This window comes from Aureimonas sp. ME7, assembly GCF_903970965.1.
GTDB lineage: Bacteria > Pseudomonadota > Alphaproteobacteria > Rhizobiales > Rhizobiaceae > Aureimonas.
Genome location: NZ_CAJCKW010000004.1, coordinates 163,529 through 185,400 on the forward strand (window position 1 = coordinate 163,529; position 21,872 = coordinate 185,400).

Here is a 21,872-nt window from a genome sequence, read left to right on the forward strand (position 1 = left end):
GCTTCCTAGCGGCGAGCTTTGGCGAAACGATGGTCTTTTAGCCCCAATCAGCCGCCGCTTCCAAGCCCATATCCGAAATCGGCATCCACCAGCGTGCGCAACTCGAACTTGAAGAGAACCTTGGTCTCCGACGAGCTGAGGTTGTACCGATCGTTGGTGTTCTGGTATTCGGCGATCAGGCTGAAGCATTCGTCGGCATAACCGATGCCGAAGGACCGGTTGATCAGCGCATCGTTCTCGATGTCGTAGGACAGGGAGCCGAAGGTGCGGATTTCGTCGGTGACCTTATAGGATGCCGATGTCGTGATCTGATTGCGATCCTCGGGGAAGCTGTAGATCGGCTGGGCGCCGATCAGCGAATACGTGACCGCCGTATCCAACTTGCCGATCGTCAGGCCGGCCATCACGTCGGCGCGGTTGACGTCCAGCGTCTTCTCGTCGAACCGGCCTTGCGCCCCGAGGCTGATGCCGTAGGGCGTCGCGAGCGAGACGGCGGATACGTAGTCCGAACGGTCGGTTTCCAGACCGGAGTCGAAGCCGACGAGCGCGTAGTCGAGCTGCGAGTACGGGTTCTCGCCGGCCAGATGATAGGACTGGCCGACCACAGCATCGAGGGAGTATCCGGCGCCGAAGACGCCCGAGTACTGGACGCCGACATTGGCTCGCGTCCCGCCCTCGATCCGGTCGTAGCCGGAGAACTTGTCTTCCTCGAAGAGGTTGAACGCGTTGAACACGAGGCTCTGCGCGTCCTCGTTCGGCAGTCGGCCGGCGTCCATCTCGTTCGGCCGAACGAGAACTTGTGCGATCGGCGTGATCACGTGGGAGGTATTGGCCGTCTCGATCAGATAGGGGTAGCGCGCTTCCAGCCCGGCCGTCGCCATGGCGCGCCCGCCCGCTTCGTCCACCTCGACGCCGCCGAGGCCGTAGGCGGTGCCGTCCGGATAGCCCGTCGCGCTCATGTCGGCGCGGTAGAGGTCGCCGCGCGCCGAAAGGGACGGGGTCAACTGGAGACCGGCGTCGGTCGTATAGGTCCGGCGCCAGCGCGCATCGAAGCTGGCGCGCGAATAATCGCCCTCCAGCGCGTTGCGGCGGAAATAGTCGGTGCGGAACGGGAAGCCCGAGCTTTGGTCGCAGACGCCCGAGATCGTGTATTCGCTCTGGCACAGGAGCAGGAAGCCGGGGCTCGAGGCGTTGCGGCTGAGATTGGCGACGTTGACGTTGTATTCCAGCTGTCCGCCGAGAACCGGATTCTCCTCGATGCGCTGGTAGTCCAGCGTCGGCCAGACATAGGGCTGGACGCGGTCCGTCAACGTATTCTCGGTCTGCACGTCGAACTTCTGGGCGCGCAGATCGAAGAAGCTCTGGTCGCCGAGACCGGTCAGGTAGATCTCGGACGTGCGGTAGATGTTCGAGAAATTCTCGATCTCGTAGACGTTCGAAAAGTTCGAATCGGTCTGGGCGAGGACGTCCCAGCCGAAGGTCCAGCGCTCGTTCAGCGCGAAGCGGCCGGTGGTGCCGATCATCCCGCGACCGTCGTCGACCGGATCTTCGAACGCCGTCACGTTGTCGGAGCGGAAATCGTTGAACCGGTCGGGGTTGGATTGCGAGATGCCGGCGGTCTGCAGCGTGATGTAGCCGTTCTCGAACGCCTTGCGGTATTCGGCCTCGGCGAGGAAGCCCTGCTTGGAAAAGTAGGTGCCGGCAACCGTCGCGTCCGAGCTTTCGTCGATCGCGAAGTAGTAGGGGATGCGCACGCCGAAGCCGGTCTTGCTCGACGACTTGAACGAAGGCGCCAGCAATCCGCTCTGCCGCTTCACCGTCGGGTCGGGCGAGGCGAAGTAGGGCAGGTAGGCGAGCGGCTTGCCGAACAGTTCGAACCGGGCACCGTAGTAGCGGATGACCTTGTCGTTCTGGTCCCAAACGATGCGCCGCGCCTTGACCTGCCAGAGCGGGGGGCGATCGGGATGCTTCTCGCAGGCTTCGCAGGCGGTATAGACGCCGCGTTCGAACGTCGTCACCGCGCCATCGCGGCGCACGGCCTGTCCGGCGGCGAAGCGCGTGTTGTCGGGCGTTTCGATACGAAGCGCTTGGACGAAGCCGTTGGCGAAGTCGTCGGTGACGTCGATCGAGTCGGCATAGATGCGGTTGCCGGTCGGCTCGACCAGTTCCACGTCGCCCGACGCCACAAGCCTCCGGCTAGCTTGGTCGTAGACGATATTGCGGGCGACGAGCTTGTAGGCACCGTAGTCGATCTGGACGCCGCCAGCGGCGGTGACGACCTGTTTGTCGCTGTCGTAGGTGACCGTGTCGGCTTCCAGGAAGAGCTGGGTGCCTTCGGGTACGGATACCGAAGCGCCGAGTTCGCCGAGCGCGGCCTGCGCGAAGACGGGCGTCGAGAGGCCGAGCGCGGTCAGAGCCACGCCGGCCAAGAGAGCGCCCTTGGCCGACGACCAACCCCCGGTCCCGGCACGGCGCGAGTTCCCCCTCGCTGTCATACTCTACCCATCCTCTTGGTGGAGCAGGATCGTCGTCCCGAACAAACCTGCCGCCACGACCGGGAACCACGCCGCGATGATCGGCGGAATCACGGAATTGCTTCCCAGCGCCTGCGCCAGGAACGTAACGACGTAAAGCACGAAGCCGGCTGCGACGCCACTGACGATCATGCGGCCGGATTGTCCGATGCGGGTGTAGCGCACGGCCACCGTGGCGGCCACCAGCGTCATCGCCACGAAAAGCGCGGGACGGGCCAGAAGTGCATGAAGGCGCATGGCGAAGGCTTCGGCGTTGTAGCCGAGACTGCGGGCGACTTCGATCTTGGAGCCGAGCTCCCAAATCGAGATGGATTCGGGGTCCGCCAGCCTTTGCTCGATATATTCCGGCAGAAGGGTCGTCGGAATCAGCCGTTCGCCCTCGCGGATCGGCGGAGAGCCGATGCGGGTCACGGTGGCGTCGTCGATGTGCCACGCGCCGTCGCTCAAGGTGGCGCGCGGCGCGTCGATGCGCTCGCGCACCGTTCCGTCGCGGTCGAGCAGGAACGCCGTGACCCCGCCGAGCGTCGCGCCCCGATCGGCCACCGCCTTGGCGCCGATGATGGACTCGACGCCTTGACCGACCTGCCGCAGCCAGGGCGCGCGATCGGCCGTGGTCGGGATCGCCGAGGCGTTGGCCGTCTGGAGGAGGGCGGCATGGCTCTGCGCGATGGCGGCCAGCGGATTGTAGAGCGTGACCGACACGACGCCGATCAGGAAGGCGCCGACCGCGAAGGGCGCGAGGATCTGCCAGACCGACACGCCCGAGGCACGCGCCACCACCAGTTCCATCTTCCGGTTCAGCGACACCATGGTGAAGATGGCCGCGAACAGGACGATGAAGGGAAACGCCTGCTCGATGAAGGCGGGAACGCGCAGCGCGGAAATGGTCGCGATCGTCTCGAACCCGACATCGCCCGGAAGCCCGCGGCGGCTGACCTCGACCATGTCGATCAGGTAGGTCAGCGCGAACACGGCGACTAGCGTCGACAGGAAGCTGACCACGAAGCGGCGAAAGAAGTAGATGTTGAGCGTGCGCCGGGACATCAGGACGAAGCTCCGCCTGTTGCCGCGCCGCCCGGCATCAGCCGTTGCAGATACCGTCCGATCCAGCGCGCGCATTCGGTCAGGGCGCGGATGGCCCGCATCTCGGTGACGTTGACGTTGCGCCAGAGGAGCCAGAGATCGAAGGCGATTGCCCCGATCGGCAGTCCATAGACCGCCGCCGTGTATCGCGGATCGTCGCTGACGAGCGACAGGCTGACGAAACCGAGCGCCTTCAAGGCGAGCGCCCCGGCCAGCCCCATCGCCATCGCCGGGCCGGGACCCTGCCGATTGGTCCGCGGATGTCCCGCCACCACCAGCGCCCAGAGGGCGAAGGCGAGGGGATAGAGCCAATCGGAACGGCGCTGGGCCAGCTCCTCCGTAAAGCGGTTGGGGTGGAGCTGGTAGACTCGGTCGTTCGGGTCCGGGTTCAGAAGTTCGCGCGTCGATCGCTCCGACATGCGCACCCAGTCGCGCGTTTCCACCGGCCGAAGGTTGGCGAGGTCGAAGGCGTAGGTCTGGAACTCGATGATCGACACCGACCCGTCGGCATTGCGCTTGCGGTGAAGCTGGCCGTCGTCGAGCACGAGGTAGGACTGGCCTTCTCGTTCGACGATGTGTGCTTCGCGCGCGAAATAGGTGAGATCGAGCGTCGGATCGCGGGTATCGGCCAGAAACAGGCCGCGCACGTTGGGCCCACGCGCCTCGTCGATGCTCATGACCAGCCCGTCCTGCACCTGCTCGAAGCGACCGGGCTGGAGGAAAAGGCTGATCGCATCGGCGTTGATCGTGCGGATGCCGTTTTGAAAGGCGCTGGAGGCGGCCGGGCCGACGATGTGCGAGTTCAGAAGGGTCAGCGCCGAGGCGACGAAGGCGAGGATGAGGATCGGCTTGGAGATCACCATGCGCGATCCGCCGGACGCGGCGATCACCGCGCGCTCCGAATCGGCGTTCAGCGAGTTCAGCGTCTGGATGGCGCCGATCAGGATGGCGAAGGGCAGGACGCCCGCCGCCAGATCCGGCATCAGCATCAGGGCGATCCAAACGATGTCGCCGGCCGCCGTCGCACTGGTGCGGACGATGTCGAGCCGCTGGAGGACCTGAACGATCCAGACGATCAGAACGAGGGCGGCGAGGGAGCCTGCGCTGAAGGCGAGGGCTCGCCGGAAGATATATCGTTCGATCAGCTTCATGCGTTCGTCGTCTCGACAGTCCCGTTCAAACCGCCGAACCCGGCGAAGTACCGAACCGCCGCGGTTCGACATTCCTGGCCGGGGTAGAGTGGGCCAGCTTGGCTAAAGAAGGGCAAACAAGGATGGTTACCCGTTTCTGAACCATGTCGCCACACTTGCATTACAACACACCGTCCCCAGAATGAGAGGGATTCGTTTCCGCTGCCGAGCGCCGGAACGAGGCGATTCCATGCACTGGAGACATCATGTCCGTTCAGCCGACCGTCGACTTCTCGCCTCTGGAACTGCCCAAGAGCGGAACGCTGGTAATCCTCGCGGGTGCGGAAGGGCAGTTGGCCGCTTCGGTGCCGTCGGAGATTTCCGGCGCCGTGGAAAAGGCGATTGCGATCGGCAAATTCAAGGGCCGCAGTCTTTCGAGCGTCGAAGCGGTGGCGCCCGGCGCTTCCGCGCTCGAACGGATCGTGGTGATCGGCACGGTCGGCGAGCAGCCCTTCGGCGAGGAGGACTGGCTCAAACTCGGCGGCACGATCGCCGGTGGGGCGAAAGGCTCGGGCCCGGTCACCGTCTGGGCGGACGGCGCGGCGACCGAAGCCAGCGCGCGCGACGTCGCGACGATCGGTCTCGGCATTCTCCTGCGCTCCTATAAGTTCGATCGCTACAAGTCGCGCAAGGCCAAGCCCGGCGAAGAGGCTGATGCCGGTGATGAAGCGAGGGCCTACACGATCGCCACCGGCGCGGCGGACGCGGCGAAGGCGGAATATGCGGCGGCCCGAGAGATCGCCGAAGGCGTGATCCTGGCTCGCGATCTCGTCAACGAGCCGACCAACGTCCTGACGACCACGGAATACGCCTCGCGCATCGAAGCGCTTTCCTCGCTCGGGCTCGAGATCGAGATCCTCGACGAAGCGCGGATGGCCGAACTCAAGATGCATGCGCTTTTGGGCGTCGCGCAGGGCTCGCCGATGCCGCCGCGCCTCGTCATCATGCGCTGGAACGGTGGAGCCGAGGGTCAGGCGCCGGTCGCCTTCGTCGGCAAAGGCGTCGTGTTCGACACGGGCGGCGTTTCGATCAAGCCGGCGGCCGGCATGGACGAGATGAAGGGCGACATGGGCGGCTCGGCCGCCGTGGTCGGTCTGATGCGGGCGCTGGCCGGGCGCAAGGCCAAGGTCAATGCCATCGGCGTCGTCGGTCTCGTGGAGAACTCGGTGGACGGCAACGCCCAGCGCCCGGGCGACATCGTCACCGCCATGTCCGGCACGACTATCGAGGTGCTCAACACCGACGCGGAAGGCCGTCTCGTTCTGGCCGACGCGCTCTGGTACACGCAGGAGCGGTTCAAGCCGCAGTTCATGATTGACCTTGCGACCCTCACGGGTGCGATCATCGTCGCGCTCGGCAACCACCACGCCGGCCTCTTCTCCAACAGTGACGAGCTTTCCGAGCGTCTGACGCAGGCCGGTCTCGACACGGGCGAGAAGGTCTGGCGGATGCCGCTCGGCAAGGAGTACGACAAGCAGATCGAGGGCAAGTTCGCCGACATCAAGAACATCGGCAATGGGCGTTCGGGCGGCTCGATCACCGCCGCGCAGTTCCTCCAGCGCTTCGTCAACGACGTGCCTTGGGCTCATCTCGACGTCGCCGGCACGGCGATGGGCTCGCCCGCCAACGAGTACAACCAGTCCTGGGCTTCGGGCTACGGGGTGCGTCTTCTCAACAAGCTGGTGGAAGACCACTACGAGACCCGCTGAGGCCGCCATGGCCGAGGTGCTGTTCTATCACCTGACGGAAAGCCGCATGGAGGAGGCCCTGCCGGACCTTCTCGAGCGGTCCGTCGCGCGCGGCTGGCGCGTCGTAGTCCAGGCGGCGACGCCCGAGCGCCGCGACGCGCTGGACCAGCACCTTTGGACCTACAAGGACGACAGCTTCCTGCCGCATGGATCGGACGCCGACGGAAGCGGCGCCCTGCAGCCGATCCTCCTGACGGTGGAAGCCGAACAGCGCGCCAACGATCCGCATGTGCGCTTCATGGTGGAAGGCGCCGTCCCGCACGATCTTTCGGCCTACGAGCGCGGGGTCTACCTCTTCGACGGCCACGATCCCGACCAGCTCGCCACCGCGCGCGAGCGCTGGAAGGCGGAAAAGGCGGCCGGCCATGCCGTCACCTATTGGCAGCAGACCGAGGACCGGCGCTGGGTGAAGAAGGCCTGAGCTAGCTGCCGATCCCGTCGACGAAATCGAGCACGGCGGACGCATAACCGCTCGGGTCCTCGACCGGGGCGGAGTGGCCGACGTCGGGCAGGATCAGGAGCCGGGCGCCGGGAATGGTGGCGGCCATGTATTCGGTGTGCTCACGACTGATCGCCTCGTCGTGGTCGCCGATCGCGATCTCGGTCGGCACGGGGATTTCAGCGAGTTCCTCGGCCGTGAAGTTCGGCTCGTTCGCCCAAAGGGCATGGATCTCCTGCACCACGTCGTCGTAGTGCTTGAGTTCTGGCCGGGTCGAATCGTCCGGGTTGTAGGCAAGGGCGCCATCCGGCGTCGCGTTCGCGGCTTGGACGAAGAGGCTGGACAGGCGTTCGGGATGGTGAATGGCGATGTCGAGGCCGATGATGCCGCCGTCGCTCCAGCCGACCAGCGCGACCTTGTCGATATGCAGCGCGTCGAGAAGGCCGAGATAGTCCTCGGCCATCAGGTCGTAGGTGATCGTGTCCTCGGTCGAGGTCGAGCGTCCCTGGCCCCGGCTGTCGGCGACGATGACCCGGTGATGCTGGGAGAGCGTCGCGATCTGCGAGTGCCAGATCCGGCTGTCCGACAACCCGCCATGGATCAGCAGGAGCGGTGGCCCTTCACCGTAGACGCGGAAGAAGAGCTGGATGCCGTTGACGTCGGCAAAGCCGGTCTGCTCGGGGACCGGCTCGTTGGACGCCTGCCCGCCGCGGATGCCGAAGGGGAGTGCCGTCGCCAGGGCGAGCGCCAGGATGGTGGTGCCGATCGTATGCCGCATGGGTCCGGGCCTCGCGACAGGCGGTGAGACTTCGTTCACCGCGAGTTGATAAGCCAGACCTAGCGCTCCACCCGACCACCCTCAAGCGGTCGGCCGTTGGTTTTCCCCCGCGACCTTTAGTCCGCCATCGCGAGATCGTGCTGCTCCGTCAGGTCGAGCCATTCGGCTTCGGCCTTTTCCAGCGTCTTTTCGGCCGTGGACTTGCGCTTGCCGAAGTCGGCGGCGGCCGCCGGGTCCTTGGTGTAGAGGGCAGGGTCGCCGAGCTTGGCGTCGAGGTCGGCGATCGTCGCCTGAAGGCGCTGCATCTGGATTTCGAGCGCGGAAATCTTCTTCTTCAGCGGCTTGAGCGCCTCGCGCTTTTCCGCCGCCAGCCGTCGCTGATCCACCTTGGACACGGCGGCGGGCGCCGGCGTGTCGTCGATCAACTCGCCCTGGTTGCCGCCGCCCGAACGCGCGCCGGACAGGATCAGCTTCTTGTAGTCATCGAGGTCGCCGTCATAGCGCGACACCGTGCCGTCGCCAACGATCCACAGGCGATCCATGGTGGATTCCACCATGTGCCGATCGTGGCTGATGAGGATGACGGCGCCGGGAAAATCGTTCAGCGCGTGGACGAGGCTTTCGCGCGCCTCGATGTCGAGGTGGTTGGTGGGCTCGTCGAGGATCAGGAGGTTGGGCGCGTCGATCGTGGCAAGGCCCATGAGGAGGCGCGCCTTCTCGCCGCCCGACAGCGAATCGGCCACCGTGTCCATCTTCTGCGTCGGCAGACCCATCTGCGCGACGCGGGCGCGCACCTTGGCTTCCGGCGCGTCCGGCATGAAGCGACGCACGTGCTGGACGGCCGTCTCGTTCGGCCGGAGGTCGTCGATCTGGTGTTGCGCGAACATCGCGATCTTCAGCCCTGGCGCGCGGGTGACGCTCCCGGCCTGCGCGGCGAGGCGCTCGGCGATCAGCTTGGCGAAGGTGGACTTGCCGTTGCCGTTGGCGCCGAGAAGCGCGATCCGGTCGTCCGCGTCGATGCGGATGTCGAGCCCGCGCAGGATGGAGCGTTCGGCCGAGTAGCCGACCGACACGCCCTCCATGCGGATGATCGGCGAGGCCAGGATCTTTTCGGGCTTGGGAAAGACGAAGGGCGTAACGTGTTCTTCGACGATCGCCTGGAGCGGCTTCATACGCTCCAGTGCCTTGAGGCGGGACTGCGCCTGACGCGCCTTGGAGGCCTTAGCGCGGAAGCGCTCCACGAAGGCTTCCATGTGCTTGCGAGCGGCTTCCTGCTTGACGATGGCCTTGCCGAGCAACTCCATCTTCTCGGCGCGCTGACGCTCGAACGAGTCGTAGTCGCCCCGGTAAAAGACGAGCTTCTTCTGGTCGAGATGGATGATCGCGTTGACCGCGTTGTTCAGAACGTCGCGGTCGTGGCTGATGATGAGGACGGTATAGGGATATCGGGAAACGAAGTTCTCCAGCCAGAGCGTGCCCTCGAGGTCGAGATAGTTGGTCGGCTCGTCGAGAAGCAGAAGGTCCGGCCGCGAGAACAGGACCGCCGCGAGAGCGACGCGCATGCGCCAGCCGCCAGAAAACGACGAGACGGGTCGGGCCTGCGCCACCGCGTCGAAGCCGAGGCCGTCGAGGATCGCGGCGGCGCGTGCTTCGGCCGAATGGCTCTCGATATCGGCCAGGCGAAGGTGGATCTCGGAAATGCGCTGCGGATCGCTCGCCGTTTCCGCCTCGGCCAGTAGCGAAACGCGCTCCAGATCGGCCGCAAGCACGACTTCGAGCAGCGATTGCTCGGTGCCCGGCGCTTCCTGCGCCACCTGACCGATGCGCGTGTTACGCGGGATCGAGACACCGCCGGTCTCGGACGCGAGATCGCCGGTGATGACGCGGAAGAGCGTCGATTTGCCGGCGCCGTTGCGCCCGACCAGCCCGGCCTTGGTCCCCGTCGGGAGCGAAAGGCTCGCATGGTCGATCAGGAGGCGGCCGGCAACGCGGGCGGACAGGTCGTTGATCTGAAGCATGGCGGGCTTTTGCCATGTTTGAAAAAAAGGCGAAAGACCGCCCGTTCGGGGTTCAGGCGCGCCCGGTTTCCCGCAGGAAGGCGATCATGTCGAGCGAGGGTGCGTCAACGCCGAAGCCCGTGAGCACCGCATGCGCCTGTCCGCGATGATGGGTCTGATGGTTGAAGACATGAAGAAGCGTTGGGCCGACGCGCCCTTCGACGGGTTCGGGCCGGGTGATCGGCGAATAGCGGAACGTTGATGCCAGATCGGCTTCGGAGAGTGAGACGACGTAGGTTTCGAAGCGCGCATCCTCGCTTCGGCGCGCAGCGCGCAAGGCGTCGAAGTCCTCGAACAGGATGGCGTCCAGGCGGTCCGGCGCCTCGCCGGCTCCGGTCAGGCGACGAAGCCAGATCCGGTCGGCGGTGAGGATGTGGTTCAGCGTGCCGCAGAGCGAGCGGAAGAAGACGCCGCGATCCTCGTGGAAGCGCGCGTTGTCCATGGAGGCGACGACATCGTAGAGACGGGCGTTCGCCCAGGCGTTATAGGCGGCGAGCGCGACGAACTGTTCATGATACATCGAGTGAACCGGGCAAAGAGGTACTGATGGCGATCCTACTCTACGATCTCGTCGGTCGCGATCCGTCGCGACCGTTTTCGCCCCACTGCTGGAAGACCCGCATGGCGCTGGCCCACAAGGGCCTACCCGTCGACATCGCCCCGGTCCGCTTCACGGACGTGCCGGCGATCGAAGGCGGGGAAGGCAAGCGGACGGTACCGATAATCCGCGACGGCGACGTCGTGGTCCAGGACAGTTTCGCGATCGCCGAATATCTCGACGACACCTATCCCGATCGCCCGGCTTTGTTCGAGGGCGCGAGCGGGCGGGCGCTCGCGCGGTTCGTGGAAAGCTGGTCGCAGCGCACGATCCATCCGGCCGTCGTTCGCGCTTCGATCATGGATATCCACGACGCGCAGGACGATGAGAATCGCGCCTACTTCCGCCGGTCTCGCGAGGCATCGTTCGGTCGATCGCTGGAGTCGGTTCAGGACGGGCGGACGGACGAGCGGCTGAAGGCCTTTGCAGAAGCGCTCGCGCCGCTTCGCGCGACCCTGGCGCGGCAGCCCTTCGTGGCCGGAGCCCAGCCGATGTTCGCCGACTACATCGTGTTCGGCGCTTTCCAGTGGCTGCGGATCATCTCCCGCTTCGAGCTTCTCGCATCGGACGATCCGATCCGCGACTGGTTCGAGCGGTGCCTCGATCTGCATGGCGGGATCGGGCGTTCGGTTCCGGCGGCGGCGTGAACACGCCCTGCCTTGCCTTTGCGGCCGGCACATGGGTATAGAGCGCGCCATCTCCAGCCCTTATCAAGAGGACTACGGCCTATGGCGATCGAACGCACCTTCTCCATGATCAAGCCCGATGCGACCCGTCGCAACCTGACCGGCGCGATCACCAGGATCCTGGAAGAGGGTGGCCTGCGCGTCGTCGCTTCCAAGCGCGTCTGGATGAGCCGCCGCGAGGCCGAAGGTTTCTACGCCGTCCACAAGGAGCGCCCGTTCTTCGGCGAGCTCGTCGAGTCCATGTCGTCGGGCCCGACGATCGTGCAGGTCCTGGAAGGCGAGAACGCCATCTCGCGCAACCGCGAGATCATGGGCGCCACCAACCCGAGCCAGGCCGCCGAAGGCACGATCCGCAAGGTGCACGCGCTTTCGATCGGCGAGAACTCCGTCCATGGTTCGGACGCCGCCGAGACGGCGCGCGAGGAGATCGCCTACTGGTTCTCCGAGACCGAGATCGTCGGCTGAGCTGAAGCCCGACCCGTTTTTCGTATCGACGCCGGCCTTCGGGCCGGCGTTTTCGTTTTCAAAGCCGATGCCAGCGTCCGGCCGCCGCGTCGTCCGTGTCCTTCGCCTCGACCCAGCCGCCGACCGAGCCGTCGCTGAGGTGCTCGCGCTTCCAGAATGGGGCCTTGGACTTCATGAAATCCATGACGAAGCCGGCCGCCTCGAACGCCGCATGTCGATGCTTCGAGGAGCAGGCGACGAAGACGATCTCTTCGCCCGGCGCGATCATGCCGTAGCGGTGGATGCAGCGCAGGTTCAGAATCGGCCAGCGCCCGGCGGCCTCGGTCGCGATACGCTCGATCGCCCGCTCGGCCATGCCGGGATAATGCTCGATTTCCAAAGCCTGGAGCCGCCCGTCCTCGTCACGGCAATAGCCTGCGAAGGTGACGACCGCGCCCGCGTCGCCGCCGGGCGCCGCGCGCTGCGCCTCCGCCGCGAGGTCGATCGGGCCGGGCTGGACGAGGACGCTGATGTCAGTCATCTCAGCCGCCCGTCATCGGCGGGAAGATCGCGATCTCAGAGCAATGTCCGATCGGCTGCGAATGGGGAACGTGCTCCTGGTCGATGGCGACGCGGATCATCTCCGGCGCTTGGAGCGCGGCGGCGTAGTTGTCTCCGCGCCCCTTCAGCCAGTGCAGGAGGTCGTCGACGGTAACGATGCCGGCCGGCAGGGCGACCTCTTCCTCGGCGGTTCCGATCCGCTCGCGGACCCAGGCGAAATAAACGATCTTCATGGCAGCCTCGCTTCCGGCCGGCGATCGCTTGCCGGCCCTAGACGTCGATATGGCGCAGTCCGGCGCGGAAGTAATCGTATCCGGTGTAGAGTGTGATGATCGCCGCCGCCCATAGGAGGACGATGCCCCCCTTGGTGACGAAGGGGAGGACCTCGTCGCCCGCCGGCCCAGCCAGCAGGAAGCCGATGGCGACCATCTGCGTCGCCGTCTTCCACTTGGCGAGGCGCGTGACGGGCACGGACACCTTGAGTTCGGCCAGATACTCGCGCAGGCCCGACACGAGGATCTCGCGGCAGAGGATGACGATCGCGGCCCAGATCGTCCACCCCGCGATCGTCCCGTCGGCGGCGAGAAGCAGAAGCGCTGCGGCCACGAGAAGCTTGTCGGCGATCGGGTCGAGCATGCGCCCTATCGTGGACGTCTGCTGCCAGATGCGCGCGAGATAGCCGTCGAGCCAGTCGGTCAGGCTCGCGACCACGAAGATCACGAGCGCCGTCCAGCGCGCGGCGTCCGAGCCGTGCAGCCGGCCTTCCACGAAGAAGCATAGGACTACGAGCGGCACGGCGGCGATCCGAGCGTAGGTGAGGATGTTCGGAAGGCTGAGCGCCTGTGATGCCATGGGTTCGGTCCGGTTGGCTGAGAAGACTCGGCCGAAGAATACAGGAGTCTGCGTGACGGTTGTTCAAACGCGGGGCGGCGCCCGCGTCAACATCGCCCCGACAAAAACCGGGTTTCTCCGCTTCACTGCCGTTCGTGGAAATGGTCGTAGATCGTCTTGGCCATCGCCGCCGAAATGCCCTCGACCTTGAGGAGGTCGTCGAAGGCGGCGCGTGACACCGCCTTGGCGGTGCCGAAATGATGAAGAAGCGCGCGCTTACGCGAGGGACCGATGCCGCCGATCTCATCCAACGGGTTCTTGGTCAGCTCCTTCTTGCGCTTGGCGCGGTGGGTACCGATGGCGAAGCGATGGGCCTCGTCGCGAAGGCGCTGGACGAAGTAGAGAACCGGATCGCGCGGGGGGAGAGCGAAGGGCTCGCGCCCTTCGACGATGAAGCGCTCGCGCCCCGCATCGCGGTCGACGCCTTTGGCGACGCCGATCGTCGTCACCTTGTCGGCGATGCCGAGGTCCTTCAGAATCGTGCGCACGGCCGAAATCTGCCCCTTGCCGCCGTCGATCAGGACGAGATCCGGCCAAGCGGGCATCTCGGCCGTATCCGCCGGCTCGTCGGGCGAGGGTTCCATGACGCGCTCGGGGCCGGCGTCGCCATGCTCCTTGATCAGGCGCGAGAAGCGGCGCGTCATCACCTCGCGCATCATTCCGAAGTCGTCGCCCGGAGTGATGTCCTGGCCGCGGATGTTGAACTTGCGATACTGGTTCTTGGCGAAGCCCTGTGGCCCGGCGACGATCATCGCGCCGACCGCGTTGGTGCCCGAGATGTGCGAGTTGTCGAACACCTCGATCCGGCGCGGCACCTCGGCGAGGTTGAAGGTTTCCTTGAGACCGGCCAGCAGGCGAGCCTGCGAGGACGTTTCGGCCAGACGGCGGCCGAGCGCCTCGCGCGCGTTGGCGCTGGCATGGTCCACCAGATCCTTCTTCTCGCCGCGCTTCGGGATGGCGATCTCCACCCGCCGTTCGGCGCGGTCGCTGAGCGCGTCCGACAGAAGCTCGCGATCCTCGACCTCGGTCGGTAGCAGAACGAGGCTCGCCGGTGGCTTGTCGTCGTAGAACTGCGCGAGAAAGGCGCCGAGCACCTCGCCAGGCTCGAGCGACGGATCGGCCTTCGGAAAATAGGCGCGGTTGCCCCAGTTCTGCCCGGTGCGGAAGAAGAAGACCTGGATGCAGGTCAGCCCACCTTCCTGGTGGATGGCGAAGACATCGGCCTCCTCGACGCCGTGCGGGTTGATACCCTGATGCGACTGGATGTGGGCCAGCGCCGACAGGCGGTCGCGGTAGACGGCGGCGCGCTCGAAGTCGAGATCGTCGGAGGCTTCCTGCATGGCACGCGAGATCGACTGCTTCACCTGGCCCGATTTGCCCGACAGGAACGCCTTCGCGTCGCCGACGAGGCCGGCATAGCCTTCCAGCGAGATCTCGCGCGTGCAGGGGCCGGAACAGCGCTTGATCTGGTAGAGGAGGCAGGGGCGGGTGCGCGTCTCATAGACGCTGTCCGTGCAGGTGCGCAAAAGGAACGCTCGCTGCAGCGAGGCCACGGTGCGCCCAACGGCGCCGCCGGAGGCGAACGGGCCGAAGTAGCTGCCCTTTCGCGAGCGCGCACCGCGATGCTTGAAGATCGCCGGCGCCTCGTGGTCGTCGGAGACGAGGATGTAGGGAAACGACTTGTCGTCCCGCATCAGGACGTTGAAGCGCGGGCGAAGGCGCTTGATGAGGTTGGCTTCCAGAAGAAGCGCCTCGGTCTCGGTGCGTGTGGTGACGAACTCCATGTGCCGCGTCGCGCGGATCATGCGCATGATGCGGTTGTTGTGGCCGGCGAGGCGCGTGTAGCTCGCCACGCGCTTCTTCAAGGACTTCGCCTTGCCGACGTAGAGAACCGCGCTCGCTTCGTCGAACATGCGGTACACGCCGGGGCTGTTGGGCAGTCGCTTCTGGAAGGCGGAGATCAGTTCGGCGCCGACGAGCGTCTGGTCCACCTCGCGCCCGCCGTCATCCCAGTCGATCGAGGCGATCAGGGATGCGTTGGACGAGGGTTCGGCCGCATCCTGCCCGAGATCCTCGTCGGTCTCGAACTCGTCGTCCTCGATGTCTTGCGTCAGCTGGTCTGTCATCTCGTCTTCGCCGGGAAAGCGCGGTTGGATCCCTCGTGCCCGGCGAGCGGGTCGAAAGCGTCTGCGCCGATGGGAGGCCGCGCGTCGGGCCGCCTTCGGCGCATCCTGACCCTTTATATGATTCACCATACCGGCGCTTTGCAGGGGCAATTCGTCCGGAGGAGGGCGGAAAAGCGCCGGTTGTCGCGACAAGAAACCCGGGAGTGTCACCGCCTTGCAATTGGCGACGAGCGACATAGCGATACAAGATCGGACCTGTCGAGAATACCGGGCAGGCCGCTATGGCTCCGGTCTCCTCGCGCGGCGCCGAGGCCCCGAGCCGGCGTTTGTGTACCAGGTTTTGCATCGAAGGGCGCCGGGCTTGCCCTTTGCCGGAGTCGGACCATGAAGGTGTTTCGCACCTTGGCCTTGAGCGGTTTGATGATGTGGCCGATGGCGCAAGCCATGGGGGCCGACGCGATCGTGCCCGAAGCCGACATCGCGCTGGCACCCGCGGCTTCGGTCTATACGTGGTCCGGTGCCTATGCCGGTGGTTTCGTCGGCTACAATTTCGCGAATTTCGATCAGTCCGGGGGCGCCAGCTTCAATGGCGAGGGCGTGGTGGGCGGGCTTTATGCCGGCTACAATCTCCAGACCGAGCGCTTCGTCTACGGCGTGGAGGGCGATGTCGGCGCCTCCGATCTTTCGGCCGGCGGTTTCAACGTCGCGACGGGCGTCCCAATCTCGGCCGACTCCACCGCGTTCGGCTCGCTGCGCGCGCGCGTCGCCATCGCCTACGATCCGATCATGCTGTTCGCCACCGGCGGCCTTGCCGTCGCCCACAAGGAACTGTCCCTCGGCGGGGCCGAGGACGGCCAGACCCATGTCGGGTATACGGTGGGCGCAGGCGTCGAGGCGAAGGTCACGAACGACGTCACCTCGCGCGTCGAGTATCGCTATTCCGACTTTTCCTCGAAGACCTACGAGCTCGGCAACGTGACCGTTTCCTCCGGCTTCGACGAGCACTCGATCCGCGCCGGGCTTGCGCTCAAGTTTTGACCGGGCAAAGGACGCAGCCTCATCCGGCTGCGCTCCATATCGTATCGAGCAGACGCGTCAGGCCTGCGGTGCGAGCGCCTCGTATTGCGGATGGGCGGAGAAGAAGTCGCCCAGCCAAGCCACCAGGGCGGGATGCTTCTCCTCGACGATCTCAGGGAAGCGCAGCCCCAACCAACCCAAATCCGACGCCACCGCGAAATGAGCGAGGTTCGGACGTTCGGGAAGGCTGCCGACCTCCTGCGCGAGGACGTCGAGCGCGCGGTGAGCGCGGCGCCATTGCTTATCGATCCAAGGCTGGTGCCAGAGCTCTTCCGGCCGGTAGCGCTTCTCGTAGAGCGCCGCCATGGCCGCCTCGGTCGCGCCGTCTGCCAGCGCCTCGATCCTTTTGGCGTGCAGCCATGCGTCTGACGCCTGCGGGATCAGGAGGTTGCCGCTCCGACGATCCAGATATTCGCAGATGACGCGGCTGTCGTAGATCGCCGAACCGTCGTCCAGAATCAGCGCCGGGATCTTGCCGATCGGGTTGGCGCCGGTGAGCTGGTCGCCTTCTGCGCCGGTATCGGTCGGAACAAGATCCAGTTCGATGTCGCAAAGATGCGCGGCCATGCGCACCTTCGATGAGTAGGGCGAGGGCTTGGAATACAGAAGACGCATGGACGCTGGGACCTTGGTTGCGGCAGCGGAGGCGATCAGAATCGGCGAAGCGATTCGCAATTCGCGCCGTAGACCTTCCAAGGGTCGAGCCCAAGCACGCAGCCTTCCGCACGCCAGCCGAGGCCGGCGTAGCCCATCGGATATTCGATGACGTAGTAGAGCGTGCGCTGCTCGCCGGTGGAGATCAGGGCGGTGCCTTGGCAGTAGCGGCGCTCGATCTCCTTGTGGCCGCCGAGCGGCTGGTAGCTCTTTTCGAAGAGACCGCTGAACTCGACCACCGCGAGCGCGGCGGGGATGGTGCGCGGCGCGCCGTACTCGAACTGGTCCTCGACCTGCGCCATGACGCGGGCGTCGTCGCAGGCCGGCACCTTGGCCGGCTGCAGCATGACCGTCTCGGCCGGGGCGGGCTGGTAGTAGTCGGCGGCGAATGCGGGGGCGGCTACCGAAGCGGCGACCAGGGCGGAGACGGCGGCAAGACGGGTGCGCATTCGTCGGATCCTTCGATGGGCGAACGGCTTCGGCGCGCGAAGCATCTGATGAAAGGTTTATATCGCATCACCATCATTCGGCCACCAGCGCAATGATGCCACAATCGGCCTTGCCCGAAATGCCGATCGCCGGTCGGAGCGCCTCCATGATGCCCATTGCCTCGTCGGCGAACGTATAGGGAGAGTTGACCACCGCGAAGCCTGTGCCGACCAGCCGCTCTTCGCTCGCGAACGGCTCGCGGAAGAAGTCGGCGGCCACGACGTTCCGAATGCCGCTCGTGCGCAGCGCCTCGTGAAACCGCTCGTAGGCGGCGCGGCGCTTGATCGGATACCACACGGCGTAGGTGCCCCCCGGCCAGCGCCGCCAGGCTTCGCCAAGGCGCGCGACGATGCGCTCGTACTCGTCGGTCGCCTCGTAGGGCGGGTCGATCAGCACGAGTCCGCGCTTCTCCTTCGGCGGGAGATGCGCGCCCAGCGCCAGCCAGCCGTCGAGCTCGATCGTCTTCACCTGCACGTCGCCCGCGAACTCGCCCGCCAAAAGTTTGGCGTCCGTTGGATGCAGCTCATAGGCGGAAAGCCGGTCCTGCCGCCGCAGGAGACGGCGCACGATCAGCGGCGAGCCGGGATAGGCATCCCGTCCGAACTCGCGGCGCACCGCCTCCACCGTCTCGCGATAGGGCGCGAGCAGCGGCTCGTCCCAGGCCGGGGAGGCGACGAGCGCGTCGATACCCTCACGGCGCTCGCCCGTCCGCGAGGCTTCGTCCGCCGAAAGGTCGTATCGCCCGATCCCGGCATGCGTATCGAGCACGCGGAAGGCTTTGTCCTTTCGCTTGAGATATTCGACGAGGCGGCAGAGCAGAGCATGCTTCACCACGTCGGCGAAGTTTCCCGCATGGAAGGCATGCCGGTAGTTCAAGGGAGGGTCCTCCGAGAGGCGATGTTTGCGCACGCGATGCCGCATCTGCGAAACGCGTTCCTATATGGCGCGTTGGTAGCGCGAAACGCGCTGCGTCGCGAATGGAAATCGAGGACTCCCGCATGGCCCAAAAGAAGCTCTTCCAACCTTACGATCTCGGACCGCTCCACCTGTCGAACCGCACCGTCATGGCGCCGCTCACGCGCAGCCGGGCGACGAGCGACGGCGTTCCGAAGGACATCCACGTCGAGTACTACCGCCAGCGGGTGGGCGCCGGCCTCATCATCTCGGAAGCCACCAACATCACCGTGGAAGGGCGCGGCTACGCCTGGACACCCGGCATCTTCTCAGACGAGCAGGTCACGGCCTGGAAGAAGGTGACGGATGCCGTCCACGAGGAGGGCGGCAAGATCGTCCTCCAGCTCTGGCATGTCGGTCGGATCTCGCACCCCGACCTGCAGCCCGGCGGCCAAGCGCCGGTGGCGCCCTCCGCGGTGAAGCCGGAGGGCAAGGCGTTCACGGAAGCAGGGTTCAAGGACCACGAGACTCCACGCGCGCTGGAGGAAGCCGAGCTTCCGCGCGTCGTCGCGGACTACGTCAAGGCGACGCGCAACGCGCGCGCGGCCGGCTTCGACGGGGTGGAGGTCCATTCGGCCAACGGCTACCTCCTCGACCAGTTCCTGCGCGACGGCACCAACACGCGCACCGACCGCTATGGCGGCTCGATCGAGAACCGGATGCGCTTCCCGCTGGAGGTTCTGGATGCCGTGATCGCGGCGTGGGACAAGGAGCATGTCGGCGTCCGCATCTCGCCCGTCACCGTCATGGGCGGCTCCAGCGAGAGCGACCAGCAGACGCTGTTCAACGCCTATGTGGAGGAGCTGAACAAGCGCAAGCCGCTGTATCTCCACGTCATCGAGGGGCAGACGGGTGGCGATCGCGACAAGGACGGCTTCGACTACCGCGCTTTGCGCGAGCGGTTCGATGGCCCCTACATGGGCAACAACGGCTACGACGCGAAGCTTGCGATCGAGCAGGTCGAAAGCGGCGAGGTCGATCTTGCCTGCTTCGGCAAGCTCTTCATCTCCAACCCCGATCTGGTGACACGCCTCGAGATCGGAGCGCCGTTGAACGATTGGAACAAGGACACGTTCTACGGCGGCGACGAGAAAGGCTATACCGACTATCCCTCGCTGACGGCCGAGGAGCGGGCACGCTACGCGCAGGCCGCCTGAGACCCATCGGCGAAGCCGAGCCGAGTGGGCTCGGCTTCGCATCACGCGGGTCGATTTCGCGCATCCGAAAAAAGAATGGGATGCGGCGGGCGCGGTCGAATATGCTGGACGCCATGAACCTGCACGTCTCGACCCGCAAGGGCTACACCGCCTGTCCGCACGACTGCCCGTCCACCTGCGCGCTCGAGGTCGATATCCTCGACGATCGCACGATCGGTCGCGTGCGGGGCGCCGAAGCCAACACCTATACGGCCGGGGTGATCTGCGCCAAGGTCGCGCGCTATGCCGAGCGCGTGCATCATCCCGACCGCCTGTTGAAACCGTTGCAGCGTGTCGGCGCCAAGGGGGGCGGCGACTGGCGCGAGATCGGCTGGGACGACGCGCTGGACCTCGTGGCCGAACGTTTCGTCCAGGCCGAGACACGGCATGGTTCGGAAGCGGTCTGGCCCTACTACTACGCCGGAACCATGGGGCTGGTGCAGCGCGACGGCATCCATCGCCTGCGCCATGCCAAGCGCTATTCCGGGCAGTTCGATTCGATCTGCACCAACCTCGCCTGGACGGGTTTCGTCGCGGGGGCGGGGCGGCTGGCCGGCGTCGATCCGCGCGAGATGGCCCAGTCCGACTGCGTCGTCATCTGGGGCACCAACGCGGTGGCCACGCAGGTCAATGTGATGACCCATGCGATCCGCGCTCGGAAAGAGCGCGGCGCGCGCATCGTCGTCATCGACATCTACGACAACGCCACGATGAAGCAGGCCGACACGGCGCTGAAGCTTCGGCCCGGTACGGACGGGGCGCTCGCCTGCGCCCTGATGCATATCGCCTTCCGCGACGGGACGGCCGACCGCGCCTATCTCGATCGCTACACCGACGACCCCGCCGGGCTGGAAGCGCATCTGCGCACGCGCACGCCCGAATGGGCCGCCGCGATCACCGGGCTCGCCGTCGCCGACATCGAGTCCTTCGCCGAGCTTCTCGGGCGAACGCCGCGCTCCTTCTTCCGCCTCGGCTACGGCTTCTCGCGCCAGCGCAACGGCGCGGTCGCGATGCATGCCGCTTCCTGCGTGCCGACCGTCTTCGGGCACTGGCAGCACGAGGGCGGCGGGGCATTCCATAGCAACAGCGGCATCTGGAACTTCGACAAGCGCGCGATCGAAGGCCGGGCCTACCAGGACGAGACGATCCGCCATCTCGACCAGTCTCGCATCGGCGCCATGCTGACGGGAGAGGCGGAAGCCCTGCAGGGCGGCCCGCCGGTGACGGCCATGCTGGTGCAGAACACCAACCCCGCCAATGTCGCGCCCGAGCAGCGGCTGGTGAAGCGCGGACTCTTGCGCGAGGACCTGTTCGTGGCCGTCCACGAGCAGTTCATGACCGATACGGCCAAGCTGGCCGACCTCGTCCTGCCGGCGGCCATGTCGGTCGAGTACGACGACATCTATCGTGGCGGTGGCCAGAGCCACATCCTGTTCGGGCCGAAGCTGATCGAGCATCCCGAAACGGTGCGATCCAACCATTTCGTGATCGAGGAACTGGCCAAGCGGCTGGGCGTCGACCACATGCCCGGCTTCGGCCTGACCGAGCGCGATCTGATCGACGATCTCCTGCACGCCAGCGGCTACGAGGGGCTGGCCTCGCTCGAGGCGGAGCGCTGGCTCGACGTGCAGCCGGCCTTCGCCCGGGCGCACTATCTCGACGGTTTCGGACAGCCGGACGGACGTTTCCGCTTCCGACCGGATTGGCTCGGGATGGCCGCGCCCAACCGGCCGCCGACCGCCATGGGTCTCTTCGGCCCGCACGCGAAGCTGCCGGAATTCCCGGACCATGCGGAGATCATCGAAGACACGGATGACGACCATCCGTTCCGTCTTGCGACGCCGCCGGCGCGTCAGTTCCTGAACTCGACCTTTTCGGAAACGGAGGGTTCGCGCAAACGGGAAGGGAGCCCGGTCCTGAAGGTTCATCCGGCCGATGCCGAAGGCCTCGCGCTCGAAACCGGGACGCGGGTGATCATCGGCAACAGGCGAGGCGAAGTCGTGCTGCCCGTCGAAATCGATGGTGGCGTGTCGCCGGGGGTGCTGATCCACGAAGGGCTATGGCCGAACGACGCGTTCGAAAACGGGGAGGGGATCAACGTCCTGACCGGAGCCGATCCGGCTGCCCCGTTCGGTGGGGCTGCTTTTCACGATAATCGGGTGTGGATGCGCCCGGCCTGATTGGTGGAGGTGTTCGTCGGGCTGCTTGGTCGAGAATTCAAACGTAACTTGGCGATCGTGGGAACGCCCGCTAGGAGTGGGTGCGAGATGTTTGGCGTCTGCGGGAATCACTTCGGGTGGTTTCCATGCGACCTTGGCTCCCTTGCTCCGTTAGCCCTTGAGAGTACGAACACGTGAATACCGAACG

At 65.8% G+C, this 21,872-nt stretch carries 20 protein-coding genes; 7 read left to right on the plus strand and 13 right to left on the minus strand.

Going from position 1 to position 21,872, the window contains the following annotated elements:
- Positions 1–47 precede the first annotated feature (47 nt).
- Genes H7A85_RS09545 through H7A85_RS09555 form a run of 3 tightly spaced genes read right to left on the minus strand, consistent with a single transcriptional unit; the run spans position 48 to position 4,768 of the window.
- Positions 48–2,495, minus strand: a complete 2,448-nt coding sequence (locus H7A85_RS09545) for an LPS-assembly protein LptD (protein WP_182085697.1) — start codon at positions 2,493–2,495, stop codon at positions 48–50.
- 3 nt (positions 2,496–2,498) lie between these two features.
- Positions 2,499–3,578, minus strand: a complete 1,080-nt coding sequence (gene lptG / locus H7A85_RS09550) for an LPS export ABC transporter permease LptG (RefSeq protein ID WP_182085698.1) — start codon at positions 3,576–3,578, stop codon at positions 2,499–2,501.
- Positions 3,578–4,768, minus strand: a complete 1,191-nt coding sequence (locus tag H7A85_RS09555; RefSeq protein WP_182085699.1) for an LptF/LptG family permease — start codon at positions 4,766–4,768, stop codon at positions 3,578–3,580. The genes lptG and H7A85_RS09555 overlap by 1 nt, the downstream gene beginning before the upstream one ends.
- A 245-nt stretch (positions 4,769–5,013) precedes the next feature.
- On the opposite strand from H7A85_RS09555, the gene H7A85_RS09560 reads away from it, so the two are divergent.
- Both H7A85_RS09560 and H7A85_RS09565 read left to right on the plus strand, forming a co-directional pair.
- The gene (locus tag H7A85_RS09560) at positions 5,014–6,516 is read left to right on the plus strand and encodes a leucyl aminopeptidase (RefSeq protein ID WP_182085700.1); all 1,503 of its coding nucleotides are present in this window, start codon (positions 5,014–5,016) and stop codon (positions 6,514–6,516) included.
- 7 nt (positions 6,517–6,523) lie between these two features.
- Entirely contained in the window at positions 6,524–6,976 is a 453-nt protein-coding gene (locus H7A85_RS09565; protein WP_182085701.1) for a DNA polymerase III subunit chi, read from the plus strand.
- A gap of 1 nt (position 6,977) precedes the next feature.
- Here the strand turns inward: H7A85_RS09565 and H7A85_RS09570 are convergent, their stop codons facing one another.
- The 3 genes from H7A85_RS09570 to H7A85_RS09580 all read right to left on the minus strand — a co-directional run bounded on the left by H7A85_RS09570 (position 6,978) and on the right by H7A85_RS09580 (position 10,349).
- The gene (locus H7A85_RS09570) at positions 6,978–7,772 is read right to left on the minus strand and encodes an alpha/beta fold hydrolase (protein WP_182085702.1); all 795 of its coding nucleotides are present in this window, start codon (positions 7,770–7,772) and stop codon (positions 6,978–6,980) included.
- Between the two features lie 116 nt (positions 7,773–7,888).
- Positions 7,889–9,790: an ABC-F family ATP-binding cassette domain-containing protein gene (locus H7A85_RS09575; RefSeq protein ID WP_182085703.1), complete on the minus strand. Its 1,902-nt coding sequence runs from the start codon at positions 9,788–9,790 to the stop codon at positions 7,889–7,891.
- Between the two features lie 52 nt (positions 9,791–9,842).
- The gene (locus H7A85_RS09580) at positions 9,843–10,349 is read right to left on the minus strand and encodes a DinB family protein (protein WP_182085704.1); all 507 of its coding nucleotides are present in this window, start codon (positions 10,347–10,349) and stop codon (positions 9,843–9,845) included.
- 26 nt (positions 10,350–10,375) lie between these two features.
- On the opposite strand from H7A85_RS09580, the gene H7A85_RS09585 reads away from it, so the two are divergent.
- On the plus strand, positions 10,376–11,074 hold the full coding sequence (locus H7A85_RS09585; RefSeq protein ID WP_182085705.1) for a glutathione S-transferase family protein: 699 nt from the start codon (positions 10,376–10,378) through the stop codon (positions 11,072–11,074).
- A gap of 81 nt (positions 11,075–11,155) precedes the next feature.
- On the plus strand, positions 11,156–11,578 hold the full coding sequence (gene ndk, locus H7A85_RS09590; RefSeq protein WP_182085706.1) for a nucleoside-diphosphate kinase: 423 nt from the start codon (positions 11,156–11,158) through the stop codon (positions 11,576–11,578).
- Positions 11,579–11,636: 58 nt separating this feature from the next.
- On the opposite strand, the gene H7A85_RS09595 is transcribed toward ndk, so the two are convergent.
- From H7A85_RS09595 to uvrC, 4 genes are all read right to left on the minus strand, one after another.
- The gene (locus tag H7A85_RS09595; protein ID WP_182085707.1) at positions 11,637–12,098 is read right to left on the minus strand and encodes a molybdenum cofactor biosynthesis protein MoaE; all 462 of its coding nucleotides are present in this window, start codon (positions 12,096–12,098) and stop codon (positions 11,637–11,639) included.
- Between the two features lies 1 nt (position 12,099).
- Complete coding sequence (gene moaD, locus H7A85_RS09600) at positions 12,100–12,351, minus strand: molybdopterin converting factor subunit 1 (protein WP_182085708.1); 252 nt, start codon at positions 12,349–12,351, stop codon at positions 12,100–12,102.
- Between the two features lie 37 nt (positions 12,352–12,388).
- The gene (gene pgsA / locus H7A85_RS09605) at positions 12,389–12,970 is read right to left on the minus strand and encodes a CDP-diacylglycerol--glycerol-3-phosphate 3-phosphatidyltransferase (protein WP_182085709.1); all 582 of its coding nucleotides are present in this window, start codon (positions 12,968–12,970) and stop codon (positions 12,389–12,391) included.
- A 122-nt stretch (positions 12,971–13,092) separates the two neighbouring features.
- On the minus strand, positions 13,093–15,135 hold the full coding sequence (uvrC, locus tag H7A85_RS09610; RefSeq protein ID WP_182085710.1) for an excinuclease ABC subunit UvrC: 2,043 nt from the start codon (positions 15,133–15,135) through the stop codon (positions 13,093–13,095).
- 384 nt (positions 15,136–15,519) lie between these two features.
- Between uvrC and H7A85_RS09615 the strand changes: the two genes are divergently transcribed.
- Positions 15,520–16,173: an outer membrane protein gene (locus H7A85_RS09615; protein WP_182085711.1), complete on the plus strand. Its 654-nt coding sequence runs from the start codon at positions 15,520–15,522 to the stop codon at positions 16,171–16,173.
- Positions 16,174–16,230: 57 nt separating this feature from the next.
- Here the strand turns inward: H7A85_RS09615 and H7A85_RS09620 are convergent, their stop codons facing one another.
- The 3 genes from H7A85_RS09620 to rlmJ form a co-directional block, all read right to left on the minus strand.
- Positions 16,231–16,827 carry a glutathione S-transferase gene (locus H7A85_RS09620; protein WP_182085712.1) on the minus strand — a complete coding sequence of 199 codons (597 nt, stop codon included), beginning with the start codon at positions 16,825–16,827 and terminating at the stop codon, positions 16,231–16,233.
- A 35-nt stretch (positions 16,828–16,862) separates the two neighbouring features.
- The gene (locus H7A85_RS09625; RefSeq protein WP_244631074.1) at positions 16,863–17,315 is read right to left on the minus strand and encodes a hypothetical protein; all 453 of its coding nucleotides are present in this window, start codon (positions 17,313–17,315) and stop codon (positions 16,863–16,865) included.
- Positions 17,316–17,388: 73 nt separating this feature from the next.
- Positions 17,389–18,231, minus strand: a complete 843-nt coding sequence (rlmJ, locus tag H7A85_RS09630; protein WP_182085714.1) for a 23S rRNA (adenine(2030)-N(6))-methyltransferase RlmJ — start codon at positions 18,229–18,231, stop codon at positions 17,389–17,391.
- Positions 18,232–18,353: 122 nt separating this feature from the next.
- Between rlmJ and H7A85_RS09635 the strand changes: the two genes are divergently transcribed.
- Both H7A85_RS09635 and H7A85_RS09640 read left to right on the plus strand, forming a co-directional pair.
- Positions 18,354–19,466 carry an alkene reductase gene (locus H7A85_RS09635; RefSeq protein ID WP_182085715.1) on the plus strand — a complete coding sequence of 371 codons (1,113 nt, stop codon included), beginning with the start codon at positions 18,354–18,356 and terminating at the stop codon, positions 19,464–19,466.
- Between the two features lie 113 nt (positions 19,467–19,579).
- Complete coding sequence (locus H7A85_RS09640) at positions 19,580–21,685, plus strand: molybdopterin oxidoreductase family protein (protein ID WP_182085716.1); 2,106 nt, start codon at positions 19,580–19,582, stop codon at positions 21,683–21,685.
- Positions 21,686–21,872 lie beyond the last annotated feature (187 nt).